General features: G+C 42.7%; 11 protein-coding genes and 1 pseudogene. 3 read left to right on the forward strand and 9 right to left on the reverse strand.

What is annotated here, in order from left to right; genetic code table 11:
* Positions 1-67 precede the first annotated feature (67 nt).
* The gene (locus tag MAS10914_RS0108600; protein ID WP_017315517.1) at positions 68-1,258 is read right to left on the reverse strand and encodes an aminotransferase class V-fold PLP-dependent enzyme; all 1,191 of its coding nucleotides are present in this window, start codon (positions 1,256-1,258) and stop codon (positions 68-70) included.
* Positions 1,259-1,425: 167 nt separating this feature from the next.
* Between MAS10914_RS0108600 and MAS10914_RS0108605 the strand changes: the two genes are divergently transcribed.
* Positions 1,426-2,976 (forward strand): TM0106 family RecB-like putative nuclease, encoded by a 1,551-nt coding sequence (locus MAS10914_RS0108605; RefSeq protein ID WP_017315518.1) that lies wholly within the window; start codon positions 1,426-1,428, stop codon positions 2,974-2,976.
* Between the two features lie 90 nt (positions 2,977-3,066).
* On the forward strand, positions 3,067-4,260 hold the full coding sequence (locus MAS10914_RS0108610; RefSeq protein WP_017315519.1) for an esterase-like activity of phytase family protein: 1,194 nt from the start codon (positions 3,067-3,069) through the stop codon (positions 4,258-4,260).
* 236 nt (positions 4,261-4,496) lie between these two features.
* On the opposite strand, the gene MAS10914_RS0108615 is transcribed toward MAS10914_RS0108610, so the two are convergent.
* The 5 genes and pseudogenes from MAS10914_RS0108615 to MAS10914_RS0108635 form a co-directional block, all read right to left on the reverse strand.
* The gene (locus MAS10914_RS0108615; RefSeq protein WP_017315520.1) at positions 4,497-5,567 is read right to left on the reverse strand and encodes a WD40 repeat domain-containing protein; all 1,071 of its coding nucleotides are present in this window, start codon (positions 5,565-5,567) and stop codon (positions 4,497-4,499) included.
* 150 nt (positions 5,568-5,717) lie between these two features.
* Positions 5,718-6,689 (reverse strand): CobW family GTP-binding protein, encoded by a 972-nt coding sequence (locus MAS10914_RS0108620; RefSeq protein WP_017315521.1) that lies wholly within the window; start codon positions 6,687-6,689, stop codon positions 5,718-5,720.
* A 118-nt stretch (positions 6,690-6,807) separates the two neighbouring features.
* Positions 6,808-7,712: pseudogene (locus MAS10914_RS31515) on the reverse strand (alpha/beta fold hydrolase).
* Positions 7,713-7,830: 118 nt separating this feature from the next.
* Entirely contained in the window at positions 7,831-8,271 is a 441-nt protein-coding gene (locus tag MAS10914_RS0108630) for a SufE family protein (protein WP_017315522.1), read from the reverse strand.
* 388 nt (positions 8,272-8,659) lie between these two features.
* Positions 8,660-9,028 (reverse strand): hypothetical protein, encoded by a 369-nt coding sequence (locus tag MAS10914_RS0108635; protein ID WP_033365019.1) that lies wholly within the window; start codon positions 9,026-9,028, stop codon positions 8,660-8,662.
* A gap of 600 nt (positions 9,029-9,628) precedes the next feature.
* Between MAS10914_RS0108635 and MAS10914_RS0108640 the strand changes: the two genes are divergently transcribed.
* Entirely contained in the window at positions 9,629-10,396 is a 768-nt protein-coding gene (locus tag MAS10914_RS0108640) for a hypothetical protein (RefSeq protein WP_017315524.1), read from the forward strand.
* 328 nt (positions 10,397-10,724) lie between these two features.
* On the opposite strand, the gene MAS10914_RS0108645 is transcribed toward MAS10914_RS0108640, so the two are convergent.
* From MAS10914_RS0108645 to MAS10914_RS0108655, 3 genes are all read right to left on the reverse strand, one after another.
* Positions 10,725-11,612 (reverse strand): hypothetical protein, encoded by an 888-nt coding sequence (locus MAS10914_RS0108645; RefSeq protein ID WP_017315525.1) that lies wholly within the window; start codon positions 11,610-11,612, stop codon positions 10,725-10,727.
* A gap of 82 nt (positions 11,613-11,694) precedes the next feature.
* On the reverse strand, positions 11,695-12,210 hold the full coding sequence (locus MAS10914_RS0108650) for a hypothetical protein (protein WP_017315526.1): 516 nt from the start codon (positions 12,208-12,210) through the stop codon (positions 11,695-11,697).
* A gap of 105 nt (positions 12,211-12,315) precedes the next feature.
* A complete protein-coding gene (locus MAS10914_RS0108655; protein ID WP_017315527.1) occupies positions 12,316-12,963 on the reverse strand; it encodes a class I SAM-dependent methyltransferase in 648 nt (215 codons plus the stop codon).
* Between the last annotated feature and the right edge of the window lie 81 nt (positions 12,964-13,044).

Raw genomic sequence — 13,044 nt, forward strand, 5'->3', positions numbered from 1 at the left:
TTGTTAGTTATTAGTGGATAGTTGTCTACTAACCACTATCTACTACCTACTACCCACTTTCTACTTCTTACATTTGACAAAATCGTTGAATTCCTTCAACTAGCTGGTCAATTTCCGATTCTAGAGTAAAATAGTGAACACAGGCACGTACGCAATCTGGATCGGCTATTGTCCGAGTAAATAACCCTTGTGACTCCAAAAAAACGACGAGTTGGCGACTAGCGTCAGGTGTTTGAGTTGTGAGTTCAAATGAAACTAAACCGCTTTCTGGCGGGGAAGTTCGCAAACATTTAACATCGGATATCGTCTGTAACTGTCGCCACAGATACTCACTTTTGCGGCAAATTTGCTGGTAACGTTCTTCTGCGGTTCCCCATTGCTGATGAACTGTGATCGCCTCCCTGAAACCTGTGTAAAGTGGATAGTTGGATGTCGCCACTTCATAGCGTTGCCCATCTGGTTGCCAATCTACAGGCTTTGCTTTACTGTCAGAAATAACACCGCGCCAACCGATAAATGTCGGTTTCAAGCTGTCTCGCACTTCAGGTCGGACGTACAAACCTCCCACACCACCTGGACCGCATAGCCATTTATGACCCGTAAAGGCGTAAAAATCAGCCCCCAATTCAGTAAGATTTAAAGACATTGAGCCTACAGACTGAGCTGCATCTATTAAAAGTCTCACCGAGTGAAATAGGCATAATTCAGCTATTTTGTCAATAGGCAAAACTTGACCTGTATTCCAAAGAACGTGACTCAGTATCACAAGGCGAGTATTTGGAAGTAAGTGTTGAGCAATGACGTCAACGGGGTTGCCTTCGTTTAAAGTTGCCATTAAAGGGCAAGTGGTGACAACAACCGCGAATCTACGCGCAATTTCCTGAGCAGTTGCTATGATACCTGGGTGTTCGCAGTCTGAGAGCAGAATGTGGTCGCCAGAGCGCCAATCAAGACCCCACATGGCAATATTACAGCCGACGGTGACATCTTCAGTTAAGGTGATTGTTTGAGCTGGTACACTTAACTCAGAGGCGATCGCATTTCTCGCAGCTTTTGCCTCCTGTACTATCCACCGATTCACCTCAGTACCAAAAGGACCTATTTGCTGAATGTAAGCTTGCGCGTGAGTGATTGCATCCAAAGCCGTTTGTGGCATTGGTCCTTGACCGCCGTAGTTAAAATATGTCTTATTTACCAAACCTGGAAATAGCTGTCTATGGTGATGCAACTTGGTAGGTGATGCAGAAATACTAGTCATCGGTTATCAAGATATTTAGTCATGACATTGACATATAGTTATTCTCCCCCACTCTTCCCATATCCCCACCTCATCTCCTCCACTTCACCAAAAAGAGTGCAAAATGACATCAACTTTAGTTATTTGGGTCACTGCCAGAAAGTGCTCATTTTTGTTACCTTAAAAGAATGTTAATTAATGCTGAACTACTGCTGCAATATCAACGCTGCAAGCGCCGACCTTTTTTAGACATTCACGGTGACAAAAGTTGGCGAGAGAATGGGAATGACTTATTGCTGAAACTGTACCAGGACAAAGTTGCTCATCAGATGAGTGTTTTGACACAGTTTACATATCAGCAACCACAATATCGACACGGACGTTGGAAGGCGGGAGAAGCAGCGACTTTAGAGTTGATGCAGCAGGGGGTTGAGTGCATTTATCAAGGGGTGCTGCTCGCAAGTCATTCTGACACACACACACTACTGAGTCGTCCTGATATTCTCATCAAAAAACCAGGACAATCGCGCTTTGGAGATTGGATGTACGTTCCGGGTAATATTGAACTGGGTAAGCGTCCTAAACAGGAGTATCAGGTCGTAGCAGCATTTCACGCTTATGTGTTGGCGACGGTGCAACAAATTGACGTGGAAACAGCTTGGCTCATATTGCGTGGGAAAGAAGCTGGTTATCCTGTGGATCTAGCGAAATGGATGCCACAAATGCAGCACATTCTGGATGAGTGTATTCAAACTCTAGAAACAGACGAAGCTCCTGAGGTCTTCATCTCTCGTCAACGTTGCAGTCTTTGCCCTTGGTACAGTCATTGTTATGGAGTCGCACAATCCCAGAAACATCTCTCTTTGTTACCAGGAGTGACACCAATTCGCTACACACAACTGCAAGCGTTGGATATAACAACAGTAGAATCTTTGGCGAAAACTCATCCCACTGAACTGGAACGCTTACCCGGTTTTGACAGATCAGTAGCACCTAAGCTTGTATTACAAGCAAAATCTATCCTGGAAAACCGTCCGCTCATTATACCATACCTGCCATCAACGAAAAAATTTATTGTAGACTCTTGTGCTGTGAACACTCCTGTTTGCCTCGATAAAGCGACACATACTGATGCAAACTCTACACAGGGGGCTTTTTCTGGGGAAGATATCCTATTGACAGCCCCTGTAGAGATATTTTTTGATATTGAGGCGCAACCAGACTTAAATTTAAATTACCTGTTGGGGGTTTTGGTTGTTGACAGGCTAGCCAAAACAGAACAGTTTTATTCTTTTTTGGCAGAAAACCAAGAAGAAGAAAATGTTATTTGGCAACAATTTCTGGATTTGGTTTGGGAACATCCAGATGCACCAATTTATCATTTTTGTGTTTACGAATTTGATACTGTCAAACGACTAGCAAAGCTTTACCACACTCCCCACACTTCTGTGTTACCTGTGCTGCGTCGGTTTGTGGATGTATATGAGATTTTAACACAAAGCGTGACGTTGCCTGTAGAAAGTTATGCTTTAAAAACAATTGCTCGATGGTTAGGGTTTAACTGGCGTGATGCAGAAGCGAGCGGTGCGAAATGTATTTACTGGTATGATGAGTGGTTAAAAACGGGCGATCGCTCCTTACTAGAAATTATCCAACGTTACAACGAAGACGACTGCCGCGCAACTCGCAGTGTGAAAGACTGGCTCGTAAACTTTCTTCAAAATAGTCATGATGAGTGAGTGCTTAAGCGTTTACTACAAGTCAATGACCAAGTTAATTGCTAGCGTGATATCGTGTTTGTGATTTTCACAGTTCAGCAATAATTGACAATGCAGTTCATTAGAAAATTTTTGAAGTTTCCACGAATTATTTGGTTTTTTATTCCAATTCTAATTATCGGTGTCTTTTTCATCTTCATCAATGTACCTGCCCCAACTTTTCCAATAACTGGAATAGATTTTATAGGTTCTGCGACTTTCCCCACAGGTTCCTCTTTCCAAAAAACCCCAATGGGAGGGTTTTCAGGAATGACATACGATGCCAAAAAACAACTTTATTACATAATATCTGATGACCGCAGTGAAAAAGCTGCTGCTCGCTTCTACACACTAAAATTTGACCTAAACAATGGAACATTAACAGATGGTAGCGTTGTACCTGTTGGTGTCACTACACTATTAAATGAAAGCAATCAACCTTTTCCTGCTGGTAGCATCGATCCAGAAGGTATCGCCTTAACGAACAAAGATACTGTGTATATTTCTTCTGAAGGCGATACTAGAAAACAGATAAAACCTTTTATTAAACAATTTTCAATATCTTCTGGAAAAGAACTAACTACACTACCAATTTCTAATAAGTTTTTGCCAGACAAAAGCGGTAAACAAGGTATTCGTAACAATTTAGCCTTTGAATCTCTCACCATTACACCAAACGAAAAGTCTCTGTTTACAGCGACGGAAAATGCTCTTCTTCAAGATGGTTCAGAGGCTCAACCAAAAATTGGTAGTCATTGCCGCATTTTGCAATACAATTTGCTCACACAACAGCTAGAAAAAGAATTTCTTTACCAGACTGAATCAGTCACACCCTTTTTGAATATTTCTCCTCGATTTTCTAGTGGATTAACTGATTTAGTTGCACTTGATAATCAAGGTCATTTTCTGAGTATAGAGCGGACTTTTACTGGCTTAGGGTTTTCTGTTGCACTGTTTCAGATTTCCTTAAAAGGTGCTGATAATATCCACAATATCAATAGCCTTTTAGCTGTTGATATCAACAAAATCAAACCTATTCAGAAAAAACTGCTTTTAGATTTGAGACAACTAGATGTAGCGCTAGACAATATTGAAGGCTTAACTCTCGGTTCTAAATTCCCTGACGGTCAGCCTTCATTAATCCTTGTCAGCGACAACAACTTTAATACTCTTCAGCGAACCCAAATACTCGCTTTTAAACTCAAGATTGAACCACCACTCATGAGATTTTTCCGGCGTCTCATCCCTAGTTTTAATCGCTCATAACACAATACAATAGACTTCTAGAAAAAATAAGATTTATGAATTTTTGAACCACAGATGCACACAGATAAACACAGATAAATATCAATACCGTTCAGATAAGACCAGAATCTTTATCAGGAACACAATGTAGAGACGCGCCATGGCGCGTCTCTACACACGTGGATTTTTTACACATCAACCTTAACTGAACCGTATTGAGATAAATATCAGTTTTTATCTGTTTTACATTTTACTTTTTACTTGTTGTGACCCCGCATCGTTTTTGACCAAATAAACAATTCGCCATTTTCGCCACCTGCAGCAAGTTGCTGACCTTGAGGATGCCAAGCGAGACTTGAAAACCCAGATGACACACCTGTGAGAATCTGGGAGACTTCCTTTGCTTCTTTCCACAAACAAATCCAGCCATCAGCAGCAGCGGAAGCCAGAAGGAAGCTTTTAGGTGCAAAGGCGATCGCTTGAATGATACCAACATGATTCGTTAAAACTCTTGCTTCCCAACCTAAGGAATCATCAGCCTGCTTTTCCCACACCACAATACCGTCAACACTGCAACAAGCAAGCAGAGGTGCGCCTTGCTGGATCGTCATTTGTGACCATGCAAGTTGGCGAATTTTGCCAGGAAAGCCTCGCATCACCCAAGGTTGAGGGTCGTTACTAGAAATTAATAGGTGTGATTCCACAACGGTAATGGTGCGATCCATATTCCCAGAGGCAAGGAATTTGCCATCCGGCGACCAGGCAATAGCTAAACTAGCAGAAGGTATTTCTAGGATGTACGGGTCATCATTCCAATTTTGGCAGTCCCATACCTTTGCTCCCTGATAACCGCAAATGGCTAGGTATTGTCCATCACAACGCCAATCGATACCTAATACCGAAGAGTTATCAAAATTCAATGTCACAACTATCTCGCGAGTATCAGCGTCCCACACTTGGACGTAACGCCCCAAGCTGAAAGCCAGGAAATGATTGGTAGGACTCCACGCCAGCTTATCAACCCAAGCAGGGGCATTTTCCAATGTGGCGATTAATTCACTTTCTCGCCAAATTTTCACCTTTCCATCCTGTCCCCCAACAGCTAAAAATTGCCCATTTTTAGAAAAGGCAACACAGTCTACTGATTCACCTTTTCCAGTCTGCAAAGTTGCTAAGTCGTCATCCCGCCACAGCAGGACTTCACCAGCAGCAGAAGTGGCTGTTAAGGTTGTACCTTCTGGGGACCAGGCGATCGCAGTGACATAATCGCAAAGCGTCCCCGAATATTTCTCTTTAAATTCCTTAGAGTTGAGGGTTGAGGGGTTCATGGTTGTGTTAAGAGGAGTGGAGGGAGTTGGGCAAGTTGGGGGAGTGGAGGCGTGAAGGCGTGGGGGAGTTAAGAGGAGTAACCGACTATTTCTTCTTTCCCCCCTCTCCCACTCTCCCCTCCCCGTTTCCTCTTCCCCCCCATCTCTTCTTCATACCAAGCAAGCCAGGAAATCTTGCCTAAGTTGGGCTTCATCTAGGTTACGACCAATGAAAACCAGTTCATTTTTGCGGGTTTCGTCTGGTTTCCACAGGCGATCAGGTTTGCCATCAAACAACATATGCACTCCTTGGAACACAAAGCGGTTATCTTCCCCAGCGATATTCAAAATGCCCTTCATGCGGAAGATATCTGGTCCTTGGGTTTGCAGTAACTTTCCCATCCAATTATTTAGCTGGTCGCCATCCAATGCACCTTCTGCCACTAACGCCACAGAATAGACACTTTCGTCATGTTCGTGGGCATCTTCGCCTAGGAATTCTGGGTCAATTTCTAAGGCGCGGTTGAGGTCAAAGGCTTTAACACCCAACAGGGCATCCATCGATAGTTCAGAATTGCGGGTACGGTAGATTTTTGCCATTGCATTCATCCCCCGAATCCGCTTTTCTAGCTCATTGAGCTGTTCTGGTGTCACCAAATCGGTTTTATTGAGTAGAATCACATCAGCAAAGGCAATCTGTTCTTGTGCTTCCTCCGCATCCCAGTGCTGCCATATATGCTTGGCATCTACCACCGTTACCACAGCATCTAACTCCAGCTTTTCCCGCATATCTTCATCCATGAAGAACGTCTGAATAACTGGCGCGGGGTCAGCTAAACCAGTGGTTTCTATGACTAAGTGGTCGAATTTATCACGGCGTTTCATCAAATTACCGATGATGCGAATCAAGTCGCCGCGCACCGTACAACAGATGCAGCCGTTGTTCATCTCAAAGATTTCTTCATCTGTATCGATAACTAATTGATTATCGATACCCACTTCTCCAAACTCGTTGACAATCACAGCGACTTTCAAGCCATGTTCGTGAGTCAGGATGTGATTTAGAAGTGTCGTTTTACCTGCTCCCAAATAGCCAGTCAGAACAGTAACGGGAACTGAATCTGTTATTACGTCAGCTACCATGCCCTCGCCTCTTTTATTCTAGATAATCATTATCGCCTATCTTAATCGTTTTATATTTTAATGACGACTTGTAGTTGAATTAAATTCTAGAAAAATCATCATCCAACTACAAATAATTCTAATTTCCTGAAGATAATAAAAAATTCTGAACTGCTTTAACAATAGCTTGTGGGTATTCCTCATACATTCCCAACGAACCAGGAAGAACGACTGTTTGTACGCCCCCTAAAGCTGTCAAAGCATCCATTTCTGCACGGGATTGAGGAGGACTCGATTCTCCAATAACCACCATCAACGGTACAGACAAACCTTGAACAAGCGCTAGAAAATCAGCTTGGTTGTCTACAGCATCGAGAGTGCCGGTGACAAACGCGGCGGGAGCATATCTTCCCCCTGGCTGTTGAGTATTACGCCATTTGTACTGGATGAACTCGGGTGTGAGTTTTGCCGCATCAACGTAGACGTGGCGACGATACATAAAAAAGAGGGTAAGGTGTTGAGCTTGTAAAGAATTTGACCAATGAAAGGCGATCGCACCAATTCTCTGACTGTCCCAGCTATTTGTGGATTTACCCCCATAACTCGTAGGGGACCGCGCCAAGTGGGAGCTACCAAAACAATACGCGAAAATACTGATGGTCTTTTATTTGCCAGTTGCAGAACATAAGCTGCGCTATGACCAGCTGCAACAACTGTGACTGGTGTATTAAAGACAGAGGTGACAAAATCTTCCAGAAATTGCTGATACAAAGGTGGTCCATAATTTACTGCAAGCCGCGAAGATTGCCCAAAACCAGGCCAATCCACTGCGACTACTTGAAAATAGGGTGAGAGTAACTTGCCTATCTCGCCCATTTCTGAACGCATGGAAACGGTACTAAAAGCTGGAAGTAGCAAGAGTGGTGAACCTTTTCCCAGACTTTCATAAACAACGCGCAATTGCTGGTTTTCCCACTTCCAGAAATATTCTTGAACCACTCCACCAATCTCGCTATTGGGAGCAGATAATAAGTTGGTTGACATAACAAAATATTTTCTTATAAAGTTTGGTTATTTCAGTTTTCTTATTAGTCAATAGTCGGCAGTCCATAGTCTAAAATGCAGAGTCTTCTACTATCGACTATTGACTATTGACTATATGCTAGCCATTAGCTATTAACTGACACTCCAAAGCTTTTTTCTGCATGGTTTTAAAAATGTTGTAAAATCCATTAGCTCGAGAGGGGGTCAGACTGACATTTAAACCAGTTTCTTGAATAAAATCTGGAGTCAGTTGCACAATTTCACTCGGGGTGAGTCCATTTAACCCTTCGACCAAAAGCCCTACTAATCCTTTGGTTAATTGAGAATCAGAATCACCTTGGAATATGACTTTACCGTCCTCCAGAGTCGCTGTCACATGAACTTGGGAAACGCAGCCAGAAACTTTGTTTTCTGGGACTTTGTCAGCTTCTGGAAACTCCTTGAGCCGCTGACCATACCAGATGAGCTGTTCGTAACGTCGCTTCGGCTCAGAGGCGCGTTGGAAGCGTTGGACAATTTTAGCAAGATTTGGTGGTAAGGAATCAATGGTAGAGGACATAACAGAGGTACGAACTATGAATTTACATCACCTTGAGTTTAAATTATCTTCACGGTGCTTGCTCCTTGACCTGTTTCTAGCGTAGCAGCTAGCCCTTACAGATGCCATTCACTCTTTGTGCTTGTAAGTTGAGGCATTTTAACCCTGCAAAGCTATTGAATTCATTTTGGCTCAAATGGTATTCATTTAGCAGAAAAAGTAAGAGGTTTTCTATTAAGAATTGCCAAAAAATGTTAACTATCTTTGGTCATATTTATAGTATTTGTATTTAGGTATTTGCCAAACCTAGAACTGGGTTGATTGTTCTTTTGCATACAATGACACAATTAATAAAGAGCCAGAGAATAGACTTCCTAGCTCTTTCATAGTCATTTTTCTCGCTTATCAACTATCCTGCCACAGGAGCCAGACCGCGCATTTGACGAATACCATTGATGCAAGCTACGCAATCGCAACCATATTTGGCTATGGCTGCTTCGCTTTCTTCATCAGTAAATTCTAGTTCTTCGGCAATTTGATTTTGCTCGCCTTGGGATGGTGCTGCGAATTCTACGACAGATGAACCAGCAGTGTTGTTCACCCGTGAGCAGGTTAAACGAGGGGTTGCTTGATGAGGGGAACGTACACAGGAGAGATTGTTTGCCGCTGGATTCACTGTTTGATTTGCTCTAGCTGGTTGGGTCATCATCCCCAAAGACAGAATAGACGAAAACAGCACAGGACTGGAAAGCAAGGAGAGGACAAATTTTCTGTTCATCTGCTTAAAAAGATCTGTGAGTACAGAAGGTATGGCTTTAATGTTTTCACATTTTTTGATTAATGTTCAGTAAATTTTGTGCAAACTTGCCTGACTAATTGCACAAATTACTAAATAGAGTAGGCACTATTTTACTAGATAGGGTTTATTGCGTCCAGAGTAAGGCAAGAGGTGCAAGAGCTGAGTTTACAAAAATAGCAAGCCAAAATCATCGACTCTCTCAGCATGAGCTAAGTTCCTGGTAAACTTACTCACAACACAACAAATGAGTAAATCTTGACATGGAATTAACCGTGAGAAAGTAGGAGCAATATTTATTTGGCTATGAGCAAAGAAACAACTCAGAACACAGAACTCAGTAGTCAGAATAATAAACGGTAAAAAGGAACTAAGCCGCCTGTTTTTAAATAAGCGCGCATTTATTAATGGGGATGCCCAACTGAGTTCTTCTTAAATTTCCGGAAATTTATTGACCTAGTATGTAATCTGTATGGGCATAGCAGTATCTTGGCATACCAGATTGGGAAGAAACTCTCTTCACAACAGACCCACAAATTTTGTGGATGCTGTCCATCTACTATCTCATACACTTTTTTGTAAATGTTGCGACTTTATCACATCTTGCTTGGTGCTATTTTGCTGTCGGTGTTAACACCCGTGGGATTTGTAAAATATGCTCTCCCCTACTTGTCTTCTAATAACAAATTGCAACCATCTTCAGTAGCACAAGCCAATGCTGGTCAAAAGCAGGCTCAAACTACATCCGGCAATTCTCAACCAAATGAAGGAAATATCTGGAAGAGTATCTTGGGAAAAACGGCTGCCCCTTATGGCTGGCGGGTTGCTGCTTGTGATGGGAATGCACCCCTACTGTGCGTGTCCTCCAATAGAAAGATTTTGGGTACGGTCGAGATGGGGGTTTACCCACTAGAAAACCAGCCGAATTTCCAACAAATGTTGGCAAAAGCTGGTATTCCACCCAGTTCAAAAGTGGATTACCAAAGCCCCAAGTACCAAACCCAGTTGGCATCAGCACTTAAACTTTGGGTGAGTGACCATTATAGTAGTTTGGAAAAAGACCGTCGGGGTGTGTATGGGGATCGTATTGTGTTTTCCGCTCAATCTCCGCAACAAGTACCTTTTGGTAAACTTCAGGGAATGCGTTACGGGTTTTCAGGAATTAAGCGAGGGGGTGGACTACACGAGCAACATCTTGGTTATGTTGCCTTTGATGGTAAAGCACTTTATGTAATTACCACTGCCTTTGACCCAGCCTCTGAAACTGGTAAGTTCGAGAAACTGGGAAATTTCCAAACTTTTGAGCCTTATCTATCTACAAATGTGAAGGGTCTGAGTTTGCCTAAGTAAGAAAGGCACGGTACTGCCGTGCCTTTATGTAAAAAGAACAAGCACATCACCTGATTTAATATACGTAAGTTGCTTAGTTCATAAAACCAGCCATTGGGTTGATTTCAGTGTAGAAATTTGAAATTTATCCGCCAGTTCTTTAAAATGCAATTTCCTCTTCACCCTAAGACCTTGCTAACACTACTTCATTTGGTAGATGAGTAAAGTCTATTATGGTGATATTCAACGAAACAGGTCTTTAAGAGTATATTGATTTCTAGACAATTATTATTTTCTGATAGGTAATTGGTCAGATAAACTATTACCAATTACCTATAAAACTATCGAGTTAAATTTCAGCTACAGCTCGCTCAATCAGGCGACGTGCCAAGGTTTGCGTGCCTGTATGTTCGTAGTAATTCGTCGATACATCTATGAACGCAGCTAGGTAGTCTAATTTATCATCAGCAAAGTCAATAAAGTTTTGCAAGTTGTTGGCGACCTTTTGCGGGGATAAATTATTCGACGCAACTAAACTGCTCATCCAACCTTTGACTGAGTCAAAGCTTTCCCCGATAAAGTTAAGTTTGCTGCCAGAATCTTGACCGGGGATGTCGTTTTGGATATTTTGGAAAGTCGAGTTTTTCTCTAACTCTTGTGGACTTGTCTGACTAATTGTAGATAATGCTTTGGAGATAAAGCCTGAACCAAGAGGTAACAAACCATCAAAGCAAACCAAGCCAGCCATACGGATGAACGACTCGCCGCTATACTCACCCAAAGACGCGACAAAATCTCCAATGCTGTCTCCGGGAATACCGTTAATTTGGCAAAAGGCGACCAACTCAGCGACTAATTTTAGGGACAGATCAATGGTTTGTGCTTTCTCAGGTTTGGGAGTGACTCGGTTTAAAAAGCCCAATAGAGGAATTTTCTCACCCACTTTGTTCGCCAAAGCTGCTGTACCAAGTGCTCTATCTGTACTATCAACAGTTTGGTAAAGCCACATGGCGCGTTGATATCCCTGAGAACGGTCGTTGTAGAGATAAATCGCTCGCTCGCCAATTTGCTGAATTAGGGCTTCGTCGGTTTCGCCTGTCACGGTTTTAATCGTGTTGACAAAGCCAACCACGTTTTGCCACTCACCAGGAGCGATAAAATCGAGCGATCGCAATGCAGAAACGGTCAAGTTATTGGTTGGAAGCTCATCAACCAACTCAAAAATCGGTTTGCTCACAAATGTCTCCTTAGTAGTCAAAAGTCATTCGTCTTGAGTCATTTGTCACTGGTTATTGGTAATTTTTGACACCCAACAACTTTTATTTCACTCGCGATAGACCATTGAGGTCAAACTTCTGTATCCAAGCTTGGCGATCGCTTGCTGTAAATGACGGGTCACGGGAAATCACTTTGACTTGATAGCGATTGTTTACAAGTATCGCAGTTTGAGTATTACCAAGTTGCCGCGCCGGATAACCAGCAATTTGTGTGGTGCTATTTGAGTAGCTTGCTGCGGTTCCTGGTACGCTACTAGTATCAGAGATAGCTAGCATGGCTACATCTTTGCCGTCTCTTTTCAACTTTGCTTCAGCAAAGCCTTTTTTCTCTTGGGTAAATACGCGTTGGTAGCCATCTTCAGCAGGTGGAAAGAATTTGTTAAATTGAGCACCTTGCGTTGCTTCTCTGGCAACTGCTTGACCGCTTCTTTGTTTACTGCTTTCCTGCTGTACCTGGTCAAAACTTCCGGGTGCTTTCTGAGCGCAGGCTGTGGTAAACAGTAACACACATAATAACAAAGCAGCAAAAATTCTACGCACACGATAGGGGAAAATCATGTTTACCTCCTTATGCTTGACCTTCCAGGCAATTATTCACGTTTCTTTCGGCTTACACCCAAAAAATGAACTTTGCTAATCACTGTTTTGGGCAACTATCAGTGACTAATCATTGCGGTAAGCTATGACAGCATAAAACGGATCTCCTCCCGCAGCACCTATCCACTGTAGGAAATTGGGAAGGGTTGACTGACGGGCAATCACTTCTGGGGATGTAAATCCTGGAACAGCACAGAAGTAACCTTTCACTAATTCAACTCTACTGGCTTCCGTACCCTCTCGCCACGCTTCAATCGCCTTTTGAAAAAACATTCGGTTAGAAAAGCTGATAATTGCTACGCCACCAGGTTTGAGGATGCGGTGCATTTCTGAAAAGACCGCTTCTGGATATTGCAGATACTGTACTGAAACACAGTTGAGAACCGCATCAAAATCCTGGTCTAGTAGGGGTAGCTGAGGATTTTCGTTGAGATTTTGCACAAAGTAATGATTAAACTGAGGATTGCGTGCCAGTTCCTCTGCATTCAGTCCGTGTCCTTCAACATGGGCAAACGCCATCTCTTCTGGTAGATGAGACACCCAACTGCTCATGATATCAAAGATGCGAGTGTTGGGTTTGAGGCGATCACGATATAAGTCCGTCAGCTGTTGAATAAAACCTTCGTCTACATGGGTGACGAAGCGGGGATATTCGTAGAACAGCTTATCATCTGTACTATCTAGCTTATTGCGTTCCTCTGGTCTAAGTGGCATAAACGTCTATTGAGAACAAGGTTGTCTAAAATTTTGTCAATTTAAGTACCGTTTGGCGGAAATAATTGATATACCACCATA

Source organism: Mastigocladopsis repens PCC 10914, from assembly GCF_000315565.1.
GTDB lineage: Bacteria > Cyanobacteriota > Cyanobacteriia > Cyanobacteriales > Nostocaceae > Mastigocladopsis > Mastigocladopsis repens.

Excerpts from the sequence above, each read along its gene's own strand:
- MAS10914_RS0108600 (WP_017315517.1), bottom strand. The coding sequence starts at position 1,258 with ATGACTAGTATTTCTGCATCACCTACCAAGTTGCATCACCATAGACAG.
- MAS10914_RS0108605 (WP_017315518.1), top strand. The coding sequence starts at position 1,426 with ATGTTAATTAATGCTGAACTACTGCTGCAATATCAACGCTGCAAGCGC.
- MAS10914_RS0108610 (WP_017315519.1), top strand. The coding sequence starts at position 3,067 with ATGCAGTTCATTAGAAAATTTTTGAAGTTTCCACGAATTATTTGGTTT.
- MAS10914_RS0108615 (WP_017315520.1), bottom strand. The coding sequence starts at position 5,567 with ATGAACCCCTCAACCCTCAACTCTAAGGAATTTAAAGAGAAATATTCG.
- MAS10914_RS0108620 (WP_017315521.1), bottom strand. The coding sequence starts at position 6,689 with ATGGTAGCTGACGTAATAACAGATTCAGTTCCCGTTACTGTTCTGACT.
- MAS10914_RS0108630 (WP_017315522.1), bottom strand. The coding sequence starts at position 8,271 with ATGTCCTCTACCATTGATTCCTTACCACCAAATCTTGCTAAAATTGTC.
- MAS10914_RS0108635 (WP_033365019.1), bottom strand. The coding sequence starts at position 9,028 with ATGAACAGAAAATTTGTCCTCTCCTTGCTTTCCAGTCCTGTGCTGTTT.
- MAS10914_RS0108640 (WP_017315524.1), top strand. The coding sequence starts at position 9,629 with ATGTTGCGACTTTATCACATCTTGCTTGGTGCTATTTTGCTGTCGGTG.
- MAS10914_RS0108650 (WP_017315526.1), bottom strand. The coding sequence starts at position 12,210 with ATGATTTTCCCCTATCGTGTGCGTAGAATTTTTGCTGCTTTGTTATTA.
- MAS10914_RS0108655 (WP_017315527.1), bottom strand. The coding sequence starts at position 12,963 with ATGCCACTTAGACCAGAGGAACGCAATAAGCTAGATAGTACAGATGAT.